This window comes from Nocardioides bigeumensis (assembly GCF_039531755.1).
Lineage (GTDB): Bacteria > Actinomycetota > Actinomycetes > Propionibacteriales > Nocardioidaceae > Nocardioides > Nocardioides bigeumensis.
Window position 1 is genome coordinate 250,973 of the sequence record NZ_BAAAQQ010000011.1, and the last position, 17,944, is coordinate 268,916.

Annotated in this window: 21 protein-coding genes; 13 read left to right on the forward strand and 8 right to left on the reverse strand. The window is 72.0% G+C overall.

From position 1 onward, the window contains the following. Positions 1–122: 122 nt before the first annotated feature. Together ABD295_RS10330 and ABD295_RS10335 are read left to right on the forward strand one after the other, a co-directional pair. Positions 123–377 carry a WhiB family transcriptional regulator gene (locus ABD295_RS10330; RefSeq protein ID WP_344303622.1) on the forward strand — a complete coding sequence of 85 codons (255 nt, stop codon included), beginning with the start codon at positions 123–125 and terminating at the stop codon, positions 375–377. Between the two features lie 8 nt (positions 378–385). Then, complete coding sequence (locus ABD295_RS10335) at positions 386–772, forward strand: nuclear transport factor 2 family protein (protein WP_344303623.1); 387 nt, start codon at positions 386–388, stop codon at positions 770–772. 17 nt (positions 773–789) lie between these two features. Here ABD295_RS10335 and ABD295_RS10340 read toward each other — a convergent pair whose 3' ends face one another. Next, positions 790–2,262, reverse strand: a complete 1,473-nt coding sequence (locus tag ABD295_RS10340; RefSeq protein ID WP_344303624.1) for a histidine kinase N-terminal domain-containing protein — start codon at positions 2,260–2,262, stop codon at positions 790–792. Between the two features lie 73 nt (positions 2,263–2,335). Between ABD295_RS10340 and ABD295_RS10345 the strand changes: the two genes are divergently transcribed. From ABD295_RS10345 to ABD295_RS10360, 4 genes are read left to right on the forward strand one after another with little or no spacing between them, the layout of a single operon-like run. Further along, complete coding sequence (locus ABD295_RS10345; RefSeq protein ID WP_344303625.1) at positions 2,336–3,190, forward strand: DUF2785 domain-containing protein; 855 nt, start codon at positions 2,336–2,338, stop codon at positions 3,188–3,190. 21 nt (positions 3,191–3,211) lie between these two features. Beyond that, a complete protein-coding gene (locus ABD295_RS10350; RefSeq protein WP_344303626.1) occupies positions 3,212–4,921 on the forward strand; it encodes an acetolactate synthase in 1,710 nt (569 codons plus the stop codon). A gap of 9 nt (positions 4,922–4,930) precedes the next feature. Beyond that, complete coding sequence (locus ABD295_RS10355; RefSeq protein ID WP_344303627.1) at positions 4,931–5,419, forward strand: GNAT family N-acetyltransferase; 489 nt, start codon at positions 4,931–4,933, stop codon at positions 5,417–5,419. After that, entirely contained in the window at positions 5,416–5,817 is a 402-nt protein-coding gene (locus ABD295_RS10360) for a thioesterase family protein (RefSeq protein WP_344303628.1), read from the forward strand. Before ABD295_RS10355 ends, ABD295_RS10360 begins: the two co-directional genes overlap by 4 nt. A gap of 117 nt (positions 5,818–5,934) precedes the next feature. On the opposite strand, the gene ABD295_RS21180 is transcribed toward ABD295_RS10360, so the two are convergent. The 6 genes from ABD295_RS21180 to ABD295_RS10385 form a co-directional block, all read right to left on the reverse strand. Next, entirely contained in the window at positions 5,935–6,009 is a 75-nt protein-coding gene (locus ABD295_RS21180) for a 50S ribosomal protein bL37 (RefSeq protein ID WP_425574063.1), read from the reverse strand. Positions 6,010–6,065: 56 nt separating this feature from the next. Continuing rightward, complete coding sequence (gene rsrA / locus ABD295_RS10365; RefSeq protein ID WP_344303629.1) at positions 6,066–6,395, reverse strand: mycothiol system anti-sigma-R factor; 330 nt, start codon at positions 6,393–6,395, stop codon at positions 6,066–6,068. Then, positions 6,392–7,066, reverse strand: coding sequence for a sigma-70 family RNA polymerase sigma factor (locus ABD295_RS10370; RefSeq protein ID WP_344303630.1), 675 nt, complete (start codon positions 7,064–7,066; stop codon positions 6,392–6,394). Before ABD295_RS10370 ends, rsrA begins: the two co-directional genes overlap by 4 nt. Before the next feature lie 95 nt (positions 7,067–7,161). Continuing rightward, positions 7,162–7,833: an alpha/beta hydrolase family protein gene (locus ABD295_RS10375; protein WP_344303631.1), complete on the reverse strand. Its 672-nt coding sequence runs from the start codon at positions 7,831–7,833 to the stop codon at positions 7,162–7,164. After that, positions 7,826–8,623, reverse strand: a complete 798-nt coding sequence (locus ABD295_RS10380) for an SOS response-associated peptidase (RefSeq protein WP_344303632.1) — start codon at positions 8,621–8,623, stop codon at positions 7,826–7,828. Before ABD295_RS10380 ends, ABD295_RS10375 begins: the two co-directional genes overlap by 8 nt. A gap of 143 nt (positions 8,624–8,766) precedes the next feature. Beyond that, the gene (locus ABD295_RS10385; RefSeq protein WP_344303633.1) at positions 8,767–9,366 is read right to left on the reverse strand and encodes a hypothetical protein; all 600 of its coding nucleotides are present in this window, start codon (positions 9,364–9,366) and stop codon (positions 8,767–8,769) included. A 411-nt stretch (positions 9,367–9,777) separates the two neighbouring features. On the opposite strand from ABD295_RS10385, the gene ABD295_RS10390 reads away from it, so the two are divergent. The 3 genes from ABD295_RS10390 to rsgA are packed head-to-tail and all read left to right on the forward strand — an operon-like array spanning position 9,778 to position 14,336. Then, the gene (locus ABD295_RS10390) at positions 9,778–11,994 is read left to right on the forward strand and encodes a sigma-70 family RNA polymerase sigma factor (protein WP_344303634.1); all 2,217 of its coding nucleotides are present in this window, start codon (positions 9,778–9,780) and stop codon (positions 11,992–11,994) included. A 41-nt stretch (positions 11,995–12,035) separates the two neighbouring features. Further along, on the forward strand, positions 12,036–13,328 hold the full coding sequence (gene aroA / locus ABD295_RS10395; protein WP_344304048.1) for a 3-phosphoshikimate 1-carboxyvinyltransferase: 1,293 nt from the start codon (positions 12,036–12,038) through the stop codon (positions 13,326–13,328). A 12-nt stretch (positions 13,329–13,340) separates the two neighbouring features. Beyond that, positions 13,341–14,336, forward strand: a complete 996-nt coding sequence (gene rsgA, locus ABD295_RS10400) for a ribosome small subunit-dependent GTPase A (RefSeq protein WP_344303635.1) — start codon at positions 13,341–13,343, stop codon at positions 14,334–14,336. Positions 14,337–14,429: 93 nt separating this feature from the next. On the opposite strand, the gene ABD295_RS10405 is transcribed toward rsgA, so the two are convergent. Next, positions 14,430–14,903: a DUF2231 domain-containing protein gene (locus tag ABD295_RS10405; RefSeq protein WP_344303636.1), complete on the reverse strand. Its 474-nt coding sequence runs from the start codon at positions 14,901–14,903 to the stop codon at positions 14,430–14,432. Between the two features lie 55 nt (positions 14,904–14,958). Here ABD295_RS10405 and ABD295_RS10410 point away from each other — a divergent pair, with 55 nt between their 5' ends. From ABD295_RS10410 to ABD295_RS10425, 4 genes are all read left to right on the forward strand, one after another. Next, positions 14,959–15,846, forward strand: coding sequence for an inositol monophosphatase family protein (locus tag ABD295_RS10410; RefSeq protein ID WP_344303637.1), 888 nt, complete (start codon positions 14,959–14,961; stop codon positions 15,844–15,846). A 92-nt stretch (positions 15,847–15,938) separates the two neighbouring features. Continuing rightward, positions 15,939–16,379 (forward strand): CBS domain-containing protein, encoded by a 441-nt coding sequence (locus tag ABD295_RS10415; RefSeq protein WP_344303638.1) that lies wholly within the window; start codon positions 15,939–15,941, stop codon positions 16,377–16,379. A gap of 34 nt (positions 16,380–16,413) precedes the next feature. Next, positions 16,414–16,782: an FKBP-type peptidyl-prolyl cis-trans isomerase gene (locus tag ABD295_RS10420; RefSeq protein ID WP_344303639.1), complete on the forward strand. Its 369-nt coding sequence runs from the start codon at positions 16,414–16,416 to the stop codon at positions 16,780–16,782. Between the two features lie 322 nt (positions 16,783–17,104). Beyond that, on the forward strand, positions 17,105–17,899 hold the full coding sequence (locus ABD295_RS10425) for a calcium-binding protein (protein WP_344303640.1): 795 nt from the start codon (positions 17,105–17,107) through the stop codon (positions 17,897–17,899). Positions 17,900–17,944 lie beyond the last annotated feature (45 nt).

The following is a 17,944-nucleotide window of genomic DNA, read 5'->3' on the forward strand; positions in this document are numbered from 1 at the left end:
GGCTGAAGGGCTTGTGTCGGGGGCTGCTTCTTGACACGCTTGCAGACGCGCTCGTGAAGCCGTTCACACGGGCGTCAGCAGGCGTGCCTGCACGCAGTCGACGAAAGTGAGTTCCCCAAGCCATGGATTGGCGCCACCGTTCCGCGTGCCTCGACGAGGACCCGGAACTGTTCTTCCCGATCGGCAACACCGGTCCGGCCATCCTCCAGATCGAGGAGGCCAAACAGGTGTGCCGACGCTGCGACGTGCGCGAGCAGTGTCTGCAGTGGGCTCTCGAGGCGGGACAGGACCACGGCGTGTGGGGTGGTCTCAGCGAGGACGAGCGCCGCGCGCTCAAGCGCCGCAACGCCCGCAACCGGGTCCGCACCTCCGCCTGACGCCACCGGTGTCCGCCGTCGACGACGACCTCCGACGTCTGGTCGCTGTGGCGCTGGGCGCTCGTCGCGGGGCCCTCGTCGCACGGGACCCCCACCGCCTCGCCTCGTTGCTCCACCCCGACTTCGTCTACACCAACGCGTCCGGGCGCCTCCTCGACGTCGGGGGCTACCTCGATCTCACCGTCCGCGGACCGTTGCGCTGGCACGATCAGGTCGTCGAGCCCGTCACCCTCACGAGGGCGGGCGGTGTCCTGGTGCTGACCGGGCACGTCGTCGACCGGGTCCAGCTCGACGGCGAGCACCACGAGTGGCGGTTCGCCACGACGCAGGTGTACCTCGAGGAGGCCGGCGCCCTCCTCTACCTCGCCGGCCACACCGGCCCCGCCGGCGACTGAGCTGGCTCTCGGACCGCTCACTCCCGGGGCAGAGGGACGTCCACGGTCGCGCGCGTGCCTCGGCCAGCCGGTCCAGGGCCAAGAATGAACTCGCCGCCCAGCTCTGACTCCACCAGGGTCCGCACGATCGAGAGCCCCAGGTTGGTGGACTGGTCGAGGTCGAACCCCTCGGGCAGGCCGACCCCGTCGTCGTCGATCGTCAGGTGCAGACGACCGAGCGCCCGGCGGGCGGTGACGGTGAGCTCCGCCTGCCGGCCGGCGGGATAACCGTGCTCCACCGCGTTCTGCAGCACCTCGGTGAGCACCATCGCGAGGGCGTTGGCCACCTCGGAGGCCAGCCGTCCGAAGCTGCCCACGCGGCGCACTCGGGCGCGGACCCCCACCGCGCTCACCTCGGTGACCATCGCGGCCAACCGGTCGGCGGCCTCGTCGAAGTCGACATGCCCCTCCCCCGACTGGCTGAGGCTCTCGTGGACGATGGCGATCGACCCGACGCGGCGTACCGCCTCCTCCAGCGCCAGGCGTGCGGCCGGCTCGTCGATCCGGCGGGCCTGCAGCCGGAGCAGCGCGGCCACGGTCTGCAGGTTGTTCTTCACCCGGTGGTGGATCTCGCGGATGGTCGCGTCCTTGGTCACCAGCTCCCGGTCGCGGCGCCGCAGGTCGGACACGTCGCGCACCAGCACCACGGCACCCACGTGCTCCCCGTCGTGGCGCAGCGGGATGGACCGCACGATCAGCGAGACCTGGGCGGCGCCGACCTCGGTGTCGCGGTTGTCCCGCCCGCCCAGCACCGCACTGAGGGTCTCCTCGTCGGGACGCCTCAGCGGCGGCACCAGCCCACGGGTCACCTCCGCGAGCGAACGCCCGTCGAGGTCCCCGCTCAGCCCGAGACGTCGGTAGACCGAGAGCGCGTTGGGGCTCGCGTAGGCCACGTGCCCGTCGGCATCGAGCCGCAGGAACCCGTCACCGACACGAGGCGAGTCCGCGTGGTCGCTGCGCTGGCCGAGCGACGGGAAGGTGCCCTCGGAGATCATCCGGGTCAGGTCGGCCGCGGTCTGGAGGTAGGACAGCTCCAAGCGGCTGGGGGTGCGGATGCCCATGAGGTTGGTGTTGCGCGCCACCACGGCGATGACCCGGTCGCGGCGGCGTACGGGGATCGACTCGACGCGGACCGGCACGTCGTCGCGCCACTCCGGGTCGCCCTCGCGCAGCAGCCTGCCCGAGGAGTACGCCGCGTCCAGCAGCGGCCGTCGACCGGCGGGCACGAACGTGCCGACGACGTCGTCGACGTACGCCGTGGGGCCGGTCGTCGGGCGCATCTGCCCACCCGCCCAGAAGCCGCGGCCCTCCTTGTCCGGCAGCCAGAGCACCAGGTCGGCGAAGGACAGGTCGGCGATGATCTGCCAGTCGGCCTGGAGCATCTGCAGCCAGGTGACGTCCTCGTCGGCGAGGTCGGTGTGCACCCGCACGAGCTCGGTCAGGGACGGCACACGTCGAAGCGTAGGCCGCTGGGTGCTCTCGGCCCTCGGGAGACCGCTCCCGGGCGTTTGGCAGGATGAGCCCATGGTCTCGGCGTACTGGCAACAGGTCCAGGACGAAGACCTGCGCGTCCCCACCGACCGGCGCCTCGACGACCTCACGGCCGAGCTGACCACGATGCTGGGCTCGACCGACCCCGATCTGCGTGACGAGATCGCCTATCCCGTGCTCGCCACCTGGATCGAGCGCGGCGTGTACGACGACCTGCTGGCCGGGCTCGGGGACGGGATGGCCGCCGGTCTCCTGATCGGGCTGGGCGAGCACGACACCGACACCGTGTTCCGGCGCAGCTTCTCCGCCCTGGTCCTCGCCGAGAGCATCGAACGGGACAACAAGGCGGCCCTGGTGCCGCCCCTGAAGGTGCTCGAGTGGGGTGACCGGATCACCGCGTGGTTCGTCCGCGAGCGGGACGTCAGGGGCTTCGTGCCCGGCAAGGGCTGGGCCCACGCGGTGGCCCACGGCGCCGACGCGATCGGCTGCCTGGCGCGCTCCCCGCACTTCTGGATGCACGAGCTCACCGTGCTGCTCGACGTGATCGCCGACCGGCTGCTGCTGCCGTCGAGCACGGTCTACACGGCCGGCGAGCCCGACCGCCTCGCCGCCGCCACGATGGCGGTGCTGCGTCGCAACCTGGTGCCGTTCGGGGTCGTCGAGCCGTGGGTCGCGCGGCTCTCCGCGACGGCGGCCAGCGACGACCTGCCCTCGACCTCGGCCGACCCCTTCCTGCGGCGCGGCAACCCGGAGGCGTTCCTGCGCGCGCTGCACCTGCAGCTGCTGCTGTCTCCCGAGCCGCCGGAGATCCGGTCCGACCTGTTGCTCGTGCTGGGCGACGCGCTGCGCGCCGCGAACCCGGCGTACCTGGGCCGCGCTCAATCCTGAACTCGTCGGTAACCTCCAGTCATGACGCAGGACGACAGTGGGCAGTCAGGGGGCCAGGTGAACGGCCAGCCGGAGGATGCGGTCAAGGGCCACGCCGGCGAGATCGCCGTCGCGGTGGCCAGGGCCCACGGTGTGGAGACGATCTTCACGCTCTCGGGCGCTCACGTCTTCCCCATGTACGACGGCGCGGTGAAGGCGGAGCCGCCGATGCGGCTGCTCGACGTGCGGCACGAGCAGACCGCCGCGTTCGCGGCGGAGGCGACCGGCAAGCTGACGCGCGTCCCCGGGCTGGCGGTGCTGACCGCGGGGCCCGGCGTCACCAACGGTGTGAGCGCGATCGCGCAGGCCCAGTTCGCCGGGTCCCCGATGGTCGTGGTCGGCGGGCGGGCCCCGCAGAACCGGTGGGGCAGCGGCTCGCTCCAGGAGCTCGACCAGCCGCCGATCATCGCGCCGATCAGCAAGCTCGCCCGCACCGTCCCGACCGCCGACGACGTCGCGGCCGGATTCCACGAGGCCTTCTCGGCCGCTCGATCGGCGCATCGCGGGCCGGCCTTCGTCGACGTGCCGATGGACGAGTTCTTCAACCAGGGCAGCGGGTCGCTCGCCCTCCCCACCAGCGCCGACCGGACGCCGGACCCCGACGCGCTCGACCGGGTCGCCGCGCTGCTCGGCTCGGCACAGCGCCCCGTCGTCATCCTCGGCACGGACGTGTGGGCCGACGGCGCCGAGGAGGCGGCCCTGCGGCTGGTCGAGACGCTCGGCCTGCCGGCGATCACCAACGGCATGGGCCGCGGGCTGGTGCCGGGCGGCCACCCGCTGCTGGTGACCAAGGCACGCGGTGCAGCCCTCAACGGTGCTGACCTGGTCGTCGTGGCCGGGACGCCGCTGGACTTCCGGCTGGGCTACGGCGTCTTCGGCAGGCCCAAGGAAGAGGCCGGGGCGTCATCGACTCCTGTGGTGCACCTCGCGGACTCGGCCGAGCAGGTCTCGACGCACGCCGAGCTCGCCGGGTCGGCGTACGGCGACTTGAGCGCCGTGCTCGACGGCGTGCTGGCGGCGGTCGACCGACTGGACCGGCGTCCCGACTGGGCCGCGTGGACCACGGACCTGCAGGCCGGTGTCGCCGCGGCGGTCGAGCGGGACGCCGCGCTGCTCACCGCCGAGGCCGACCCGATCCACCCGGCGCGCATCTACGGCGAGCTGGTCCCCCGGCTCGCCGACGACGCCGTGGTGATCGGCGACGGAGGCGACTTCGTGTCGTTCGCCGGCAAGTTCGTCGAGCCCAAGCGGCCCGGCGGCTGGCTCGATCCAGGCCCCTACGGCTGTCTCGGCGCCGGGCTCGGTGCCGCCATCGCCGCCCGGCTCGCCCGCCCGTCCGCCCAGGTGACGCTGCTGCTGGGCGACGGGGCCGCGGGCTTCTCGCTGATGGACGTCGACACCCTCGTGCGCCACCAGCTCCCGGTGGTGATGGTGATGGGCAACAACTCCGCCTGGGGCTTGGAGAAGGGCCCGATGCAGATGCTCTACGGCTACGACGTGATCGCCGACCTCTCCCCCACGACGTCGTACGACGGCGTCGTGCGCGCCCTCGGAGGGGGCGGCGAGACCGTCACCGACCCGAGGGAGATCGGCCCGGCACTGGACCGGGCGTACGCCTCGGGCGTGCCGTACCTCGTCAACGTGGTGACCGACGTGTCCGCGACCTACCCGCGCAACACCTTCGGGATCTGAGCACCGCCGGTGGAGATCCGCCTCGCCCGGCCGGCGGAGCACGCTGCCGTCGGCGAGCTGACGCTGGCGGCGTACGCGCCCTTCACCGAGGGTCCCCACGATCCTTACGTCGCGACGCTGCGCGACACGACCGCACGCGCCCAGGAGGCCGACGTCTGGGTGGCGGTCGAGGACGGGCAGCTGCTCGGGACGGTCACCGACCCGCCGCCGGGGTCGCGGTTCCGCGAGATCGGCGGCGACGACGAGGGCGAGTTCCGGATGCTGGCGGTGGCGCCCGAGGCGCAGGGGCGTGGCGTCGGGGCGGCCCTGGTGGGCTTCCTCCTCGATCGCTATCGCCAGCGCGGCCTGCGCGGTGTGGCCCTCTCGACGCTCGCGGAGATGACGACCGCGCACCGCATCTACGAGCGCCTCGGGTTCACCCGCGCGCCGGAGCACGACTGGTCGCCGCTGCCCGGCGTCCGGCTCATCGCCTTCCACCTCGACCTGGAGCACACGTGAGCAACCCCGATGTCGAAGCCGGGCTCACGGCGGTCCTGCGCTTCACGGTCACCGACGACGACACGGCGCTCGCCGTGGGGTCCGGCAGCCTGCCGGTCCTGGGTACGCCGCGTCTGCTGGCCTGGCTGGAGGCCGCGACCTGCGCCGCGATCGAGCCGGCCCTGCCCGAAGGCGGCACGAGTGTCGGCACCCGCGTCGAGCTCGAGCACAAGGTGGCCTCGGCAGTCGGACGCGAGGTCGAGGTCAGCGCTGCGGCGTCGTACGTCGACGGGCGCCTGCACCGCTTCACCGTCGCCGCCCGGCACGTCGTGGACGACCGGCCTGCCGAGGTGATCGCCACCGGCGAGATCACCCGCGTGGTCGTCGACGCGGCGCGCTTCCTCGCGCGCCTGCGCTGACGCTCGTCGCCGGGGGCAGGTTCCCCGCTCACGCGGGGAAACCGGCAGGTCTGGCCCCGAAATGGGTCGAGCCCCGAGCGGCTGCCGCGGTGGGCAGGCTCGGGGCTCGGACGAACGTCAGCTGTTGGGACGCTTGCCGTGGTTGGCCGCCTTCTTCTTGCGGCCACGGCGCTTGCTTCCGGTCTTCGCCATGGTGGTGACCTCCTCACGGCAGGGTCGGTGACGGTCAAGAGTCAGGGCGGATCGTCTCAGACGCCGGGGCCGTTGGCCGAATCGAAGGTGGCCCGGTCGGTGACCTTGCTGACCGACACCTCGGTGATCGACACCTCGTTGATCGACACCTCGGTCACGGACTGCCGGATGGAGTAGAGCACCTTCGCCTTGAGCTCTTCGGGGGCGCGCTCCGAACAGGACCTGGCGACCAGCGACTTGATGGCCTTCTGGACGTCGTAGGCGTCGTGACAGGGTCCGCAGCCGTCGAGGTGCAGGCGCACCTCCACGACGTCCTCCTCGGCGAGCTCGTTGTCCAGGTAGTAGACGATCTGCTCGAGGAAGGCGGTGCACTCGGTGTGGCTCACGAGCCTGCTCCTTCCGGGACGCGGACCAGGTCGTGGGCCCGCACGTGGTCCGAGAGCAGCTCGCGCAGCTGGCGTCGGCCGCGGTGGAGGCGCGACATCACGGTGCCGATCGGCGTGCCCATGATCTCGGCGATCTCCTTGTAGGGGAATCCCTCGACGTCGGCGAGGTAGACCGCCAGCCGGAACTCCTCCGGCAGCCGCTGCAGCGCGTCCTTGACCTGCGAGTCGGGCAGGTGCTCGAGCGCCTCCATCTCTGCGGACTTCAGGCCGCTGGAGGTGTGCGACTCCGCGCGCGCGAGCTGCCAGTCCTCGACGTCCTCGGACATCGACTGCTGCGGCTGGCGCTGCTTCTTGCGGTAGGTGTTGATGAACGTGTTGGTCAGGATGCGGTAGAGCCACGCCTTGAGGTTGGTGCCCGGCCGGAACTGGTGGAAGGAGCCGTAGGCCTTCGCGAAGGTCTCCTGAACGAGGTCCTCGGCGTCGGAGGGGTTGCGCGTCATCCGCATCGCCGCGGAGTAGAGCTGGTCGAGGAAGGGCAGCGCGTCGCGCTCGAAGCGCAGGGTGCGCTCGGCCTCCGTCTCGGTCTCGAGGTCGACCGGGGCGACCTGCTCGTCCAGGTCGTCCAGCTCGGCGAGGATCGCGTCGGTGGCGGGAGTCGTTGCGTCTGTCATCGTCACCCAGCGTAGTCCGCCGCCGGTGGTGCCCGTTGCCGGAGCACCTGGGTAGGTCATCAAGGCCAGCACGAGGGGGGAACGCCGCCGTCCGTTCAGGGATTCCCGGCCAGGCCCCAGATCCAGCCCGCCACCGCAGAGACGAGCAGCGCGTGTGCCTCGGCGAGCGTCAACGGGGCGGTCTTCGGCACCTTGAGCCCGTGGTCGGCCCAGGGCACCACGACGTGGCGTACGCCGGGCAGCGGCGGGAACTCCTCCGGTCGGCCCATCGCGTCGCGCTCGCCCTGCACGACGAGCGTGGGCACGCCGACCCCGCTCAGCTCGTCGAGCCGGGACCTCTCGGGCCGGCCGGGCGGGTGCAGGGGGAAGGAGATGGTCACGCATCCGACAGCATGGAGGTCTCGCGCGCATCGCGCGGCCGAGCGCGCGCCGGCGGACCTGCCGCCGACGACGAGCGGCCCCTGAGCACCGAGGGCGGCCGCTGCGGCGCGCAGTCCGACGTCGAGGGTCGGCGGCGCGGTGGCGATCTTGCGGCCGGCGACCCGCCAGGGCTGGTCGAAGCCGGCGACGGTGATGCCGTGTGAGGGCAGCCCGGTCAGCGGCGCCATGAGCGCGGCCAGGTCGTGGGACTCGATGCCGTTGCCGGCCCCGTGGCTCAGCAGCAGGGTCGCCCGCGCCTCGGCCGCCGGCACGACCACGAGCCGGCCGTCGCCGTACGCCGTCGGGACGCGCACCGGCTCAAGCATGCCCTCAGGTCCCTCAGGCATCGACACCTTCGGGCAGCTCCTCGAGCGGCAGCGGGTCGAGCAGCTCCGGGCCGTTGTTGCGCACGTTGTTGACCAACGTGGCGACGGGATAGGCGTCGAGCCGCCCCGGAGCAGCCGGCGTCAGCAGGGCCAGGCGGTCCTCGACCGGCACCGACCTGTCGGGGTCGGGGTCGAGCCAGTCGGCCCACCGCTCGCGATCGACCATCAGCGGCATCCGGTCGTGGATGTGGCCGACCGCGTCCTCGGCCTGGGTGGTCAGCACCGTGCACGTCCACCGGAACCTGTCGGGGTCGTCGTCGTCGCGGGTCGGGTCGCGCCAGATCTCGTAGAGCCCCGCCATGGCGAGGATGCCGCCGTCCTTGGGCTTGATGAAGAAGGGCTGCTTGAGCGGCTTGCCGGCCTTGGTCTTCTGGGACGTGGGATACCACTCGAAGTAGCCGTCGGCCGGCAGCAGGCAGCGCCGGCTCGAGAAGGCGCGCCGGAAGGCGGGCTTCTCGGCGACCGTCTCCATCCGCGCGTTGATCATCCGGTTGCCGATCGAGGGGTCCTTGGCCCAGGACGGCACCAGCCCCCACCGGAGCGTGCAGAGCTGCCGCTCGGGCTCGGGCGCTGCGGATGACTCGTCGTCCGGCTTGGGCACCCGCTCCAGGACGGCGTAGACCTCCTTGGTCGGCGCGACGTTGTAGTCCGCCTCCAACGGCCCCCTCGGCAGGTTGATCCTGGTCTCGGAGATCTCGAACTCCTCGACGAGGTCTTCCGGGCGTCGGCTGGAGGCGTAGCGGCCGCACATGCGCCCAGCCTACGGTTCGCCGCCGACAGGCCCCGGGGTCGAGCAGCCTGGGCAACAGGAACCCCGTCTCCCATCGGGGGACGGGGTTCCCGGCAACCGCCGGGGAGCGGAGACAGGGTGGTGGGCCGGCAGGTAGGTCAGCCCTACGGTCGCGCGAGCTCGTCGAGGAGCTGGGCGGCGCCGAGGTCGGTGGGCGGCAGGCCTTCGATCCACACGCGGGCGAGGTGGCCGTGCAGGTCGAGGGTGTCGACCATGCGCCGCAGCAGAGCCGCCCGCTGGCCGAGCCGCTCGTCGCGACGGGCCAGGACGACGATCCGGTTGGCGCCGACACCGGCGACGGTCTCGGCGCCGGCGAAGACGGTGCGCGCGGCCTCGCCCAGCCGGGAGAGACGCAGCGAACGGGTCATCGGGTCGGTGGCCTCCTCGGCGACGCCGAAGAGGTCGGTCGGCAGGTCGGCCACGACGAGGGCGTAGCGGTGCCGGACGCGGCCGAACTCCGGCCCCTGACCCCGGTAGAGGTCGGCGAGGCGGCTGCGCAGGTGGGCCAGGCTGGCCAGCCCGGTCATCGGGTCGGCGCAGGAGATCTGGTGCAGGTAGCCGAGCGTCGACTCGCTCCACGCCTGCGAGAGCGCCAGCACGTCGTCGTACGACGGGTCGTAGCCGCGCACGCGCTGGTAGGTGAAGCGCAGCGCCTCGAGTCCCTCGTGGAGGGAGACGCCGTCCCTGGCCAGCTCGCGTCCCACGACCGAGCAGGCTTCGATGGAGCACGATCCCGAAGCAAGGGCCTCCCCTACCGCCTCGAACCGCGCCGGTAGCCCCATGCCCACCGGTGACCCTGTCATGTACGGGGACATGCTCGGGTCCTTCGCGTTCGAGGGCAGATCCGCCCTTGCTCCGGGATCGTCTGTGAGGGCTCTCCTCGTTGTGAAGATCCCCACGTGCTCCAACCCCCTTGGCCTTGAGACAGCCTCTGCGGGCTGCTTCTGCCGATGAAACGCAGGACGCGGCATCCCATGACGCGAATCCGGAGAATTGATTTCCGGCCTCTCGACCCAGCAGACGGCGGGGTTGATCTGCCGCATTTCGCCTCGCGTGTCCTTGTTGCACGCCTACGATTGGCGTCATCACCGTCCCCCCGGAGCGTCATCACTGACATGAGCTCGACCCTGCCACGCGTCGAAGGCCCCGCCGACGCCGAGTTGATCTCGGCCGTCCGCGGCGGGGACGTCGCTGCCTACGGCGATCTCTTCGAGCGTCACGTCGACGCCGCGCGGCGCCTGGCGAGGCAGCTCGTCTCGCCGTCCGACGCCGACGACCTGGTCTCCAACGCCTTCGCCAAGGTGCTGTCGGTCCTTCAGCGCGGCGGCGGCCCGGACGTCGCGTTCCGCGCCTACCTGCTCACCGCCGTACGCCGCCTCCACATCGACCAGATCCGTGCCGGCGCCCGTGTCCAGACCACCGACGACATCGCCGCCTTCGACCCCGGTGAGCCCTTCCGGGACACGGCTGTGGAGGGCTTCGAGAACGCGGCCGCCGCGCAGGCCTTCGCCTCGCTGCCCGAGCGCTGGCAGCTCGTGCTCTGGCACACCGAGGTGGAGGGCCACAAGCCCGCCGACATCGCACCGATGCTCGGGATGACCCCGAACTCCGTGGCCGCGCTCGCCTACCGCGCCCGCGAGGGGCTGCGCCAGGCCTTCCTCACGATGCACGCCGGTGAGCTCGACGAGGACGGCTGCCGCTTCACCCACCAGAACCTCGGCGCGTTCGTGCGCGGCGGCGCCTCGCGCCGCGACTCCAACCGCGTGCAGGAGCACCTCGGCGAGTGTCGCAAGTGCATGGCGGTCTACCTCGAGCTCACCGAGGTCAACTCCAACCTGGCCGGCGTGCTGGGCCCGATCGTGCTCGGCGGCGCCGCCGCGGCGTACATCGCAGCCGGCGACGTCGCGGCCAAGGCGGGCGGTGCGATCTTCGCGCTCGGCCGGATCCGCGACTTCGTCAGCGCTCAGGCCACGGGAGCGGCGATCGCCGGCGTCGCTGCCACCGCTGTGCTCGGTGGCTCTGCCGCCTTCATGCTGCTGCGTCCCGACACCACCACGCTCCTGAACGCCGGCGACGACCGGCCCGGCATCTCGGCGCCCTCGGATGCCGGGGTCAACGCCGACTCCAACGACCTGGGGGACGACCTGGGGGACGACCTCTCGGGCGAGGACGGCCTCTCGAGCCAGGACGGCGGGGACGACGGCCCCGGTGGCACCGACGGCGGTACGCCGGGCGACCCGGGCACCGCCGGGACGGACCCGGGCTCTCCGGTCCCGACCGACTCGCCCAGCGCCGACCCGACCGACGGGCCCACCGACTCGCCGACCGACGGGCCTACCGACTCACCGACGGACGCACCCACGGACGGGCCTACGGACGAGCCCACTGATGGGCCGACCGACGGGCCGACCGACGGGCCGACCGACGGGCCGACCGACGGGCCGACCGACGGGCCGACCCCGACCACCGGTCCCACGGACCCGACCAGCGGCCCGACCGACCCCACCACCGGTCCCACCGACCCAGGGCCGACCGACCCGACCACCGGTCCCACCGACCCGACCACCGGTCCCACGGACCCTGGGCCGACGGACCCGACGACCGGGCCCACCGACCCCGGTCCGACCGACCCCACCACCGGCCCGACCGACCCCACCACCGGCCCGACCGACCCGACCACCGGCCCGACCGACCCGACCACCGGCCCGACCGAGCCTCCGGGACGTGACGCGATCATCTCCGCCACCGCGTCGCAGGTCGGCGACACCTGGACCGTCGACGTCGACGTGCGGCAGCTCGACCCCCAGCGGACCACCCTCCTGCAGGTCGACGCGACCGGGCTCACCGGCTTGTCGACCAGCACCAGCGGGTGCACGCTGACGGCGAGCGGCGGCAGCTGCTCGTTCACGACCGGTGCCTCGCAGAACCTCACGCTCCGGGCGACCACGGCAGGCGGGCCGGCGTCCATCACGTTCACCGTGCGGCCCGACTGGGTCGACCCCGACCTCACGAACAACGTGGTCACCCTGGACCTCTCCAGCGCGCCGGCCACGTCGACCGGCACGTCGACCAGCACGTCGACCGGCACGTCGACCGGCACGTCGACCAGCATGTCGACCGTCGACCGCCTGGAGGCGGTCGCGCTGACCAGGGCGACCGTCGTCTCCGCGCGTGAGCGTGCTCGGCTCGAGCGCGCCCATCACGACAAGAGCGACCACAAGCGCGACACCAAGGCCGACCAGCGGACCCACCGGAAGTCCCGCCACGACGCCGACCGCAAGGGTGCTCGCGGGTGGCAGGCGTTCCTGCGTCCCGAGAGGCGCTTCGGCTGAGTTCCTGAGAGGGTGACCGGGTGACCGCCGCCCGCGCTCCCATGGACGCGCCCGTGACAGACCCCTGGCCGGCGCCGCGCGCCCTCGGACCGGTCACCGCGGAGGTCTCCCTGCCAGGCAGCAAGTCGCTGACCAACCGGGCTCTGGTGCTGGCCGCGCTGGCCGACGGTCCCTCCGTCGTACGCCGGGCCCTGCGCTCCCGCGACACCTTGCTGATGGCCGCGGCGCTGCGGTCCCTGGGCGTGCAGGTCGACTCCGACGGCGACGACTGGGCGGTCCGTCCCGGGCCGCTGACGGGTCCCGCCGACCTCGACTGCGGCCTCGCGGGGACCGTCCTGCGCTTCCTCGCGCCGGTGGCCGGCCTGACCGACGGGTCCGTGCGCCTCGACGGCGATCCCCACCTGCGGGTGCGCCCGATCGGCGAGCTCGTCGTGGCGCTGCGCCAGCTCGGGGTGGCGATCGAGGGCGACGGCCTGCCCCTCACGGTGCACGGCACCGGAGCGGCTCGCGGAGGACGCGTGGTGATCGACGCGTCGGCGTCGTCGCAGTTCGTCTCGGGGCTGCTGCTGGCTGCCGCCCGTTTCGACGAGGGCGTCGACGTCCGTCACGACGGCAAGCCGGTGCCCTCGCTGCCCCACGTCGAGATGACCGTCGCGATGCTGCGTGAGCGTGGCGTGCAGGTCGACGACACCGACGCCGACCGCTGGGTCGTCGCGCCCGGTCCGATCTGCGCGCTCGACTGCGACATCGAGCCCGACCTGTCCAACGCAGCGCCGTTCCTGGCCCTGGCCGCGGTGTCAGGGGGGTCGATCACCGTGCGCGACTGGCCCGAGCGGACGACGCAGGCGGGAGACCTGCTGCGCGAGATCCTGGCGGCGATGGGCTGCCAGGTCGAGCGCGACGCCAGGGGGTTGACGGTGCACGGCGGCGGAACGCTGCGCGGAGTCGACCTCGACCTCCACGACGCCGGAGAGCTGGCCCCTGCGGTGGCGGCGCTGTGCGCGTTGGCCGACTCCCCGTCGCACCTGCGCGGCATCGCGCACATCCGCGGGCACGAGACCGACCGGCTCAGCGCACTGGCCACCGAGCTCGAGGGGCTGGGCGCCGACGTCACCGAGCGTGAGGACGGGCTGTCGTTCCGGCCGGCGCCGCTCCACGGGGGGATCTTCCGAACCTACGCCGACCACCGGATGGCTCACGCCGGTGTCATCGTCGGCGCCGCCGTCGACGGGATCCTGGTCGAGGACGTCGCGACGACGTCCAAGACGTTCACGGGCTTCGCTCCCTTCTGGGCCGGTCTCGTCGAGGCCACCCGCGACCCTGCGCAGGACTGAGGTGGGCACGAGATGAGCGGCCGCTACTCCGATCACGACCACGAGCACTACGAGCGGCCGCGACGCCGGACCCGCCCGCGCACCAAGGAGCGGCCGACGTACGCCGACGCGGAGGACGCCGTGGTGATGACGGTCGACCGCGGCCGTTTCACCCTCGCCCTCGACGGCCGCACCGCGATGGCGATGAAGTCGCGGCCGCTCGGACGCAAGGGCGTCGTCGTCGGTGACCGCGTCCGCGTGGTCGGGGACACCAGCGGCGCCGATGGCGCCCTGGCCCGCATCGTCGAGGTGGCACCGCGCGAGACGGTGCTGCGCCGCACCGCCGACGACGACGACCGGGTCGAGCGCATCATCGTCGCGAACGCCAGCCAGCTGGTGGTCGTCACCGCGCTCGCCGACCCCGAGCCCAGGCCGCGGCTGATCGATCGGGCCCTCGTGGCGGCGTACGACGCTCGCATGCAGCCGGTCCTGTGCCTGACGAAGGCCGACCTTGCCGACCCGGAGACGCTGCTGGGCACCTACCGCTCGTTGGGCGTGCCCTGGGTGGTGACCCAGCGCGGCAGCGACCTCACCGAGCTGCACGAGCGGCTGGCCGGGAGGATCAGCGTGCTGATCGGCCACAGCGGGGTCGGGAAGTCCACGCTCGTGAACGCGCTGGTGCCGGACGCCAACCGGCTGATCGGGTCGGTGAACGCGGTCACCGGCCGGGGCCGGCACACCTCGACCTCGGCCCTGATGCTGCCGCTGCCGGGCGACAAGGGCGGCTTCATCATCGACACCCCCGGCATCCGGTCGTTCGGGCTCGCCCACGTGCAGCCCGAGCACCTGATCGAGGCGTTCCCCGACCTCGACGAGATGACCGAGGACTGCCCCCGCGGCTGCACGCACGGCGGCGACGAGCCGGAGTGCGGCCTCGACGAGGCCGTCGCGCGCGGCGACGCCGATCCCGACCGGGTGGAGTCCTTCCGCCGCCTGCTGGCGGCCCGCTACGACGCGTCGTCGCTCTGAAGGCTGCGGCTAACGCTCCTTTCGTGCAGCTCCTGCCCCGATATATCGGGGCAGGAGAGTGAGGAACCACGCGTTACCCGAAAGGCCGAGACGCTACAGCTCCCAGACCGCGCGGGAGCCGGAGTCGCCGGCCAGGAAGACGGCGACGGCGACGGCGACCGCACCCACGACCAGCAGGCCCATCAGGAGGATCTCGACGAGCCCTCCGGACGACGGGCGCTCGCCCTTGCCCGACTTCAGGCCGCTCGGACCGCCGAGGCGCCAGGCGCCGAGACCGACCACCACGGCGAAGCCGAGGAGGAAGGTGCGCAGGAGCTCGCCGCGCTCCTCGTGCGTCTTCACGAGCGCCTCGAGCTCGGGTCGGCTCTCCAGGAGCGCGTCGCCGGCGAGCACGGCAACCACGGCGGCGAGGGTCGCGACCAGGGTCGTGGCGACCATCGGCCAGCGCAGCGCCCAGCGCCAGCGCGGCATGACGGCGTAGGCGATCGCCGAGATTGCCGCCAGCGGCGCGAAGACGACGACGGCGTGGACGACGAGGGGGTGGAGAGGCAGCCCGTTGAACTCCATGCCTGAAAGGTACGGGCTCCGGCTGAGAAGGGATTGTGACGAATAGGTTGTACCCATGGCATCCGGCTCGCGCGACTTCACCGACGACCTCCGCCTCGCGCACGTGCTGGCCGACGACGCCGACTCGTTGACCAGCGACCGGTTCAAGGCCCTCGACCTGCACGTGATGAGCAAGCCCGACCTCACCCCGGTGACGGAGGCCGACCTGGCCGTCGAGGAGAGCCTGCGCCGCACCCTGTCGCGGGTGCGCTCCCGCGACGCCGTGCTGGGCGAGGAGCACGGCGCGTCCGGGCACTCGCAACGACGGTGGGTCATCGACCCGATCGACGGCACCAAGAACTTCGTCCGCGGCGTCCCCGTCTGGGCCACCCTCATCGCGCTGGTCGTCGACGAGGAGGTCGTCCTGGGGGTCGTCTCCGCCCCCCAGCTCAACCGGCGCTGGTGGGCGTCCCTGGGCAACGGCGCCTGGACCGGCCGTTCCCTGCTCAAGGCGACCCAGTGCCAGGTCTCCGACGTACGCCGCCTCGAGGACGCCTCGCTGTCCTACTCCAGCCTGCACGGTTGGGAGGAGCGTGGCCGTCTCGAGGACTTCCTCTCCCTCACCCGTCGGGTGTGGCGCTCCCGGGCGTACAGCGACTTCTGGTCCTACATGCTGGTCGCCGAGGGTGCGGTCGACATCGCCGCCGAACCCGAGCTCAAGCTCTACGACATGGCCGCACTGGACGTGATCGTCAGTGAGGCGGGCGGCCGGTTCAGCGCGCTGGACGGGACCAACGGGCCCTTCGGGGGCAACGCCCTCGCGACGAACGGCCACCTGCACGACGCCGCGCTGGCGTTCCTCGGTACGCCGTCGGGCGGCGACGACCTGGACGACCCGGACGCCCAGCGCCGGGGCCCGGGCTCGGTGAGCGAGCTGCGCCGGCGCGAGCCGCCGCTCGTCTGACAGTCGGCGCCGGTCCGTCCCGAGGTGGACGGGTCTGGTCACCGTGTCGTCGTTCTCGCTACGGTGGGACGCCCCAGCGGACAGGAGCCGTGATGCGGATCAACGACGTTCTCAAGGGCAAGCAGAGTGCCGACGGTGACGCGGTCGTCACCATCACCCCGGACGCCAGCGTGCGCGAGCTGCTGGCCCTCCTCGCCCGGCACAACGTCGGCGCGCTGATCGTCAGCGTGGACGGCTCCTCGGTCGACGGCATCGTCAGCGAGCGCGACGTGGTCCGCAAGCTGCACACCGGCGACGCGATCCTCGACGGTCCGGTCAGCGCGATCATGACAACGCAGGTGCTCTCGTGCGAGCCGGACGCCACCGTCGACAGCCTGATGGTGCTGATGACCGAGCACCGCATCCGTCACGTCCCCGTCGTGACCGCCGGTCGGCTCACCGGCATCATCAGCATCGGTGACGTGGTGAAGAGCCGGATGGCCGAGCTGGAGTTCGAGCGCGACCAGCTCGACAGCTACGTGCACCAGTCCTGACCGGCCCGCTCGGACGGGCTGACAGACTGGGGAGATGGACAAGCCCGAGATTGACTTCCCCGACTTCGACGCGCCCAACGACCTGGTGATCACCGACCTGGTCGAGGGCGACGGCGCCGAGGCGACAGCCGGTTCCACCGTGCACGTGCACTACGTCGGGGTCGCGCACTCGACCGGCGAGGAGTTCGACGCGTCGTACAACCGCGGTGCGCCGCTGGCGTTCCGGCTCGGCGTCGGGCAGGTCATCTCCGGGTGGGACCAGGGCGTCCAGGGCATGAAGGTCGGCGGCCGCCGCCAGCTGGTCATCCCGCCGCACCTCGGCTACGGCGACCGCGGGGCAGGCGGCGCCATCAAGCCCGGCGAGACCCTGATCTTCGTCTGCGACCTGATCGACGTGCAGTAGGAGCGGACCCCTCCAGTCACATCCGCACCCCTCGTCACACGTGCAACTATAGTCGTAAGAAAATCCGCCGGCCGGGGGTAAAAGTCTGCGGAAGTTGCACGCACCAGGGGGCTTCTCGGTAACGTCGTGGGCGAACCGAGACATTCGTACACCGACCCCCCCTAGGTGACTGATGACCCCCCACTCGCGTGACCAGTTCTTGGCGTCCGCTGACACCAGCGCTCCCAAGACGGCACCGCCTCGCACTCCTTCCCGGAGCCTCCGTCTGCGCACGACGGGAGTAGCCCTGCTGGGGCTCGCGACCGCGCTGTCCCTCTCTGCGATGGCGGTCTCCGCCGACGCGGCGAAGCCCAAGAAGGACCGGACGCCGTCGTACGTGAAGAAGGCCGGTCCGGGCAACGACAAGCTCAAGGGCACCGGCAAGAGCGAGGTCATCGACGCCAAGGCGGGCAACGACATCGTCTCGGCCTACAACGGCAACGACACCGTCAAGGGCCAGATCGGCAACGACACGATCTACGGCGGCCTCGGCGACGACCTGCTGCTGCTGCACGCGGGCGACGACCTCGGTGCCGGCGGACCCGGCAACGACAAGATCCTCGGCGCCGACGGCAACGACCAGGTGTTCGGCGAGGACGGCAACGACACCCTCGTCGGGATGCTCGGTGACGACCTGCTCGACGGTGGCACCGGTGACGACTCGCTCCAGGGCATGGACGGCAACGACCGCGTCATCGGCGGCGACGGCACCGACCACGTCCAGGGCGGCACCGGCGACGACTGGGTCGAGGCCGGCGACGGCGACGACGAGCTCGACGGCGGCGACGGCAACGACGTGCTGATCGACGGTCCGGGCAACGACCAGTTCACCGGGGACGCCGGAGCGGACACCATCTACATCGGTGCCGGCGAGGACGAGATCTACGGCGAGGAGGACGACGACGTGATCTACGTCCTCAACGACGGCCAGCCCGACCACATCTACTGCCAGGGCGGCAACGACACCGTCGTCTTCGTCGGCACTACCGACCCGCTCGACGTGATCCACACCGTCGCCACCGGCGGCTGCGAGACCGTCGTCTACGACGCCCCGGTCCCCGCCTACTGGCCGTACTGACCCGACCGGCCGGCTGTCTCCACAGGCTGGTCCGCAGCTTGACCC

What these genes read in the sequence shown, in the direction of transcription:
- ABD295_RS10330 (WP_344303622.1), top strand. Translation starts at nt 123, where the DNA reads ATGGATTGGCGCCACCGTTCCGCGTGCCTCGACGAGGACCCGGAACTG.
- ABD295_RS10410 (WP_344303637.1), top strand. Translation starts at nt 14,959, where the DNA reads ATGGCATCCGGCTCGCGCGACTTCACCGACGACCTCCGCCTCGCGCAC.
- ABD295_RS10350 (WP_344303626.1), top strand. Translation starts at nt 3,212, where the DNA reads ATGACGCAGGACGACAGTGGGCAGTCAGGGGGCCAGGTGAACGGCCAG.
- ABD295_RS10345 (WP_344303625.1), top strand. Translation starts at nt 2,336, where the DNA reads ATGGTCTCGGCGTACTGGCAACAGGTCCAGGACGAAGACCTGCGCGTC.
- ABD295_RS10425 (WP_344303640.1), top strand. Translation starts at nt 17,105, where the DNA reads ATGGCGGTCTCCGCCGACGCGGCGAAGCCCAAGAAGGACCGGACGCCG.
- rsgA (WP_344303635.1), top strand. Translation starts at nt 13,341, where the DNA reads ATGAGCGGCCGCTACTCCGATCACGACCACGAGCACTACGAGCGGCCG.
- ABD295_RS10415 (WP_344303638.1), top strand. Translation starts at nt 15,939, where the DNA reads ATGCGGATCAACGACGTTCTCAAGGGCAAGCAGAGTGCCGACGGTGAC.
- ABD295_RS10390 (WP_344303634.1), top strand. Translation starts at nt 9,778, where the DNA reads ATGAGCTCGACCCTGCCACGCGTCGAAGGCCCCGCCGACGCCGAGTTG.
- ABD295_RS10375 (WP_344303631.1), bottom strand. Translation starts at nt 7,833, where the DNA reads ATGCCTGAGGGACCTGAGGGCATGCTTGAGCCGGTGCGCGTCCCGACG.
- ABD295_RS10405 (WP_344303636.1), bottom strand. Translation starts at nt 14,903, where the DNA reads ATGGAGTTCAACGGGCTGCCTCTCCACCCCCTCGTCGTCCACGCCGTC.
- ABD295_RS10380 (WP_344303632.1), bottom strand. Translation starts at nt 8,623, where the DNA reads ATGTGCGGCCGCTACGCCTCCAGCCGACGCCCGGAAGACCTCGTCGAG.
- ABD295_RS10420 (WP_344303639.1), top strand. Translation starts at nt 16,414, where the DNA reads ATGGACAAGCCCGAGATTGACTTCCCCGACTTCGACGCGCCCAACGAC.
- ABD295_RS10370 (WP_344303630.1), bottom strand. Translation starts at nt 7,066, where the DNA reads ATGACAGACGCAACGACTCCCGCCACCGACGCGATCCTCGCCGAGCTG.
- aroA (WP_344304048.1), top strand. Translation starts at nt 12,036, where the DNA reads ATGGACGCGCCCGTGACAGACCCCTGGCCGGCGCCGCGCGCCCTCGGA.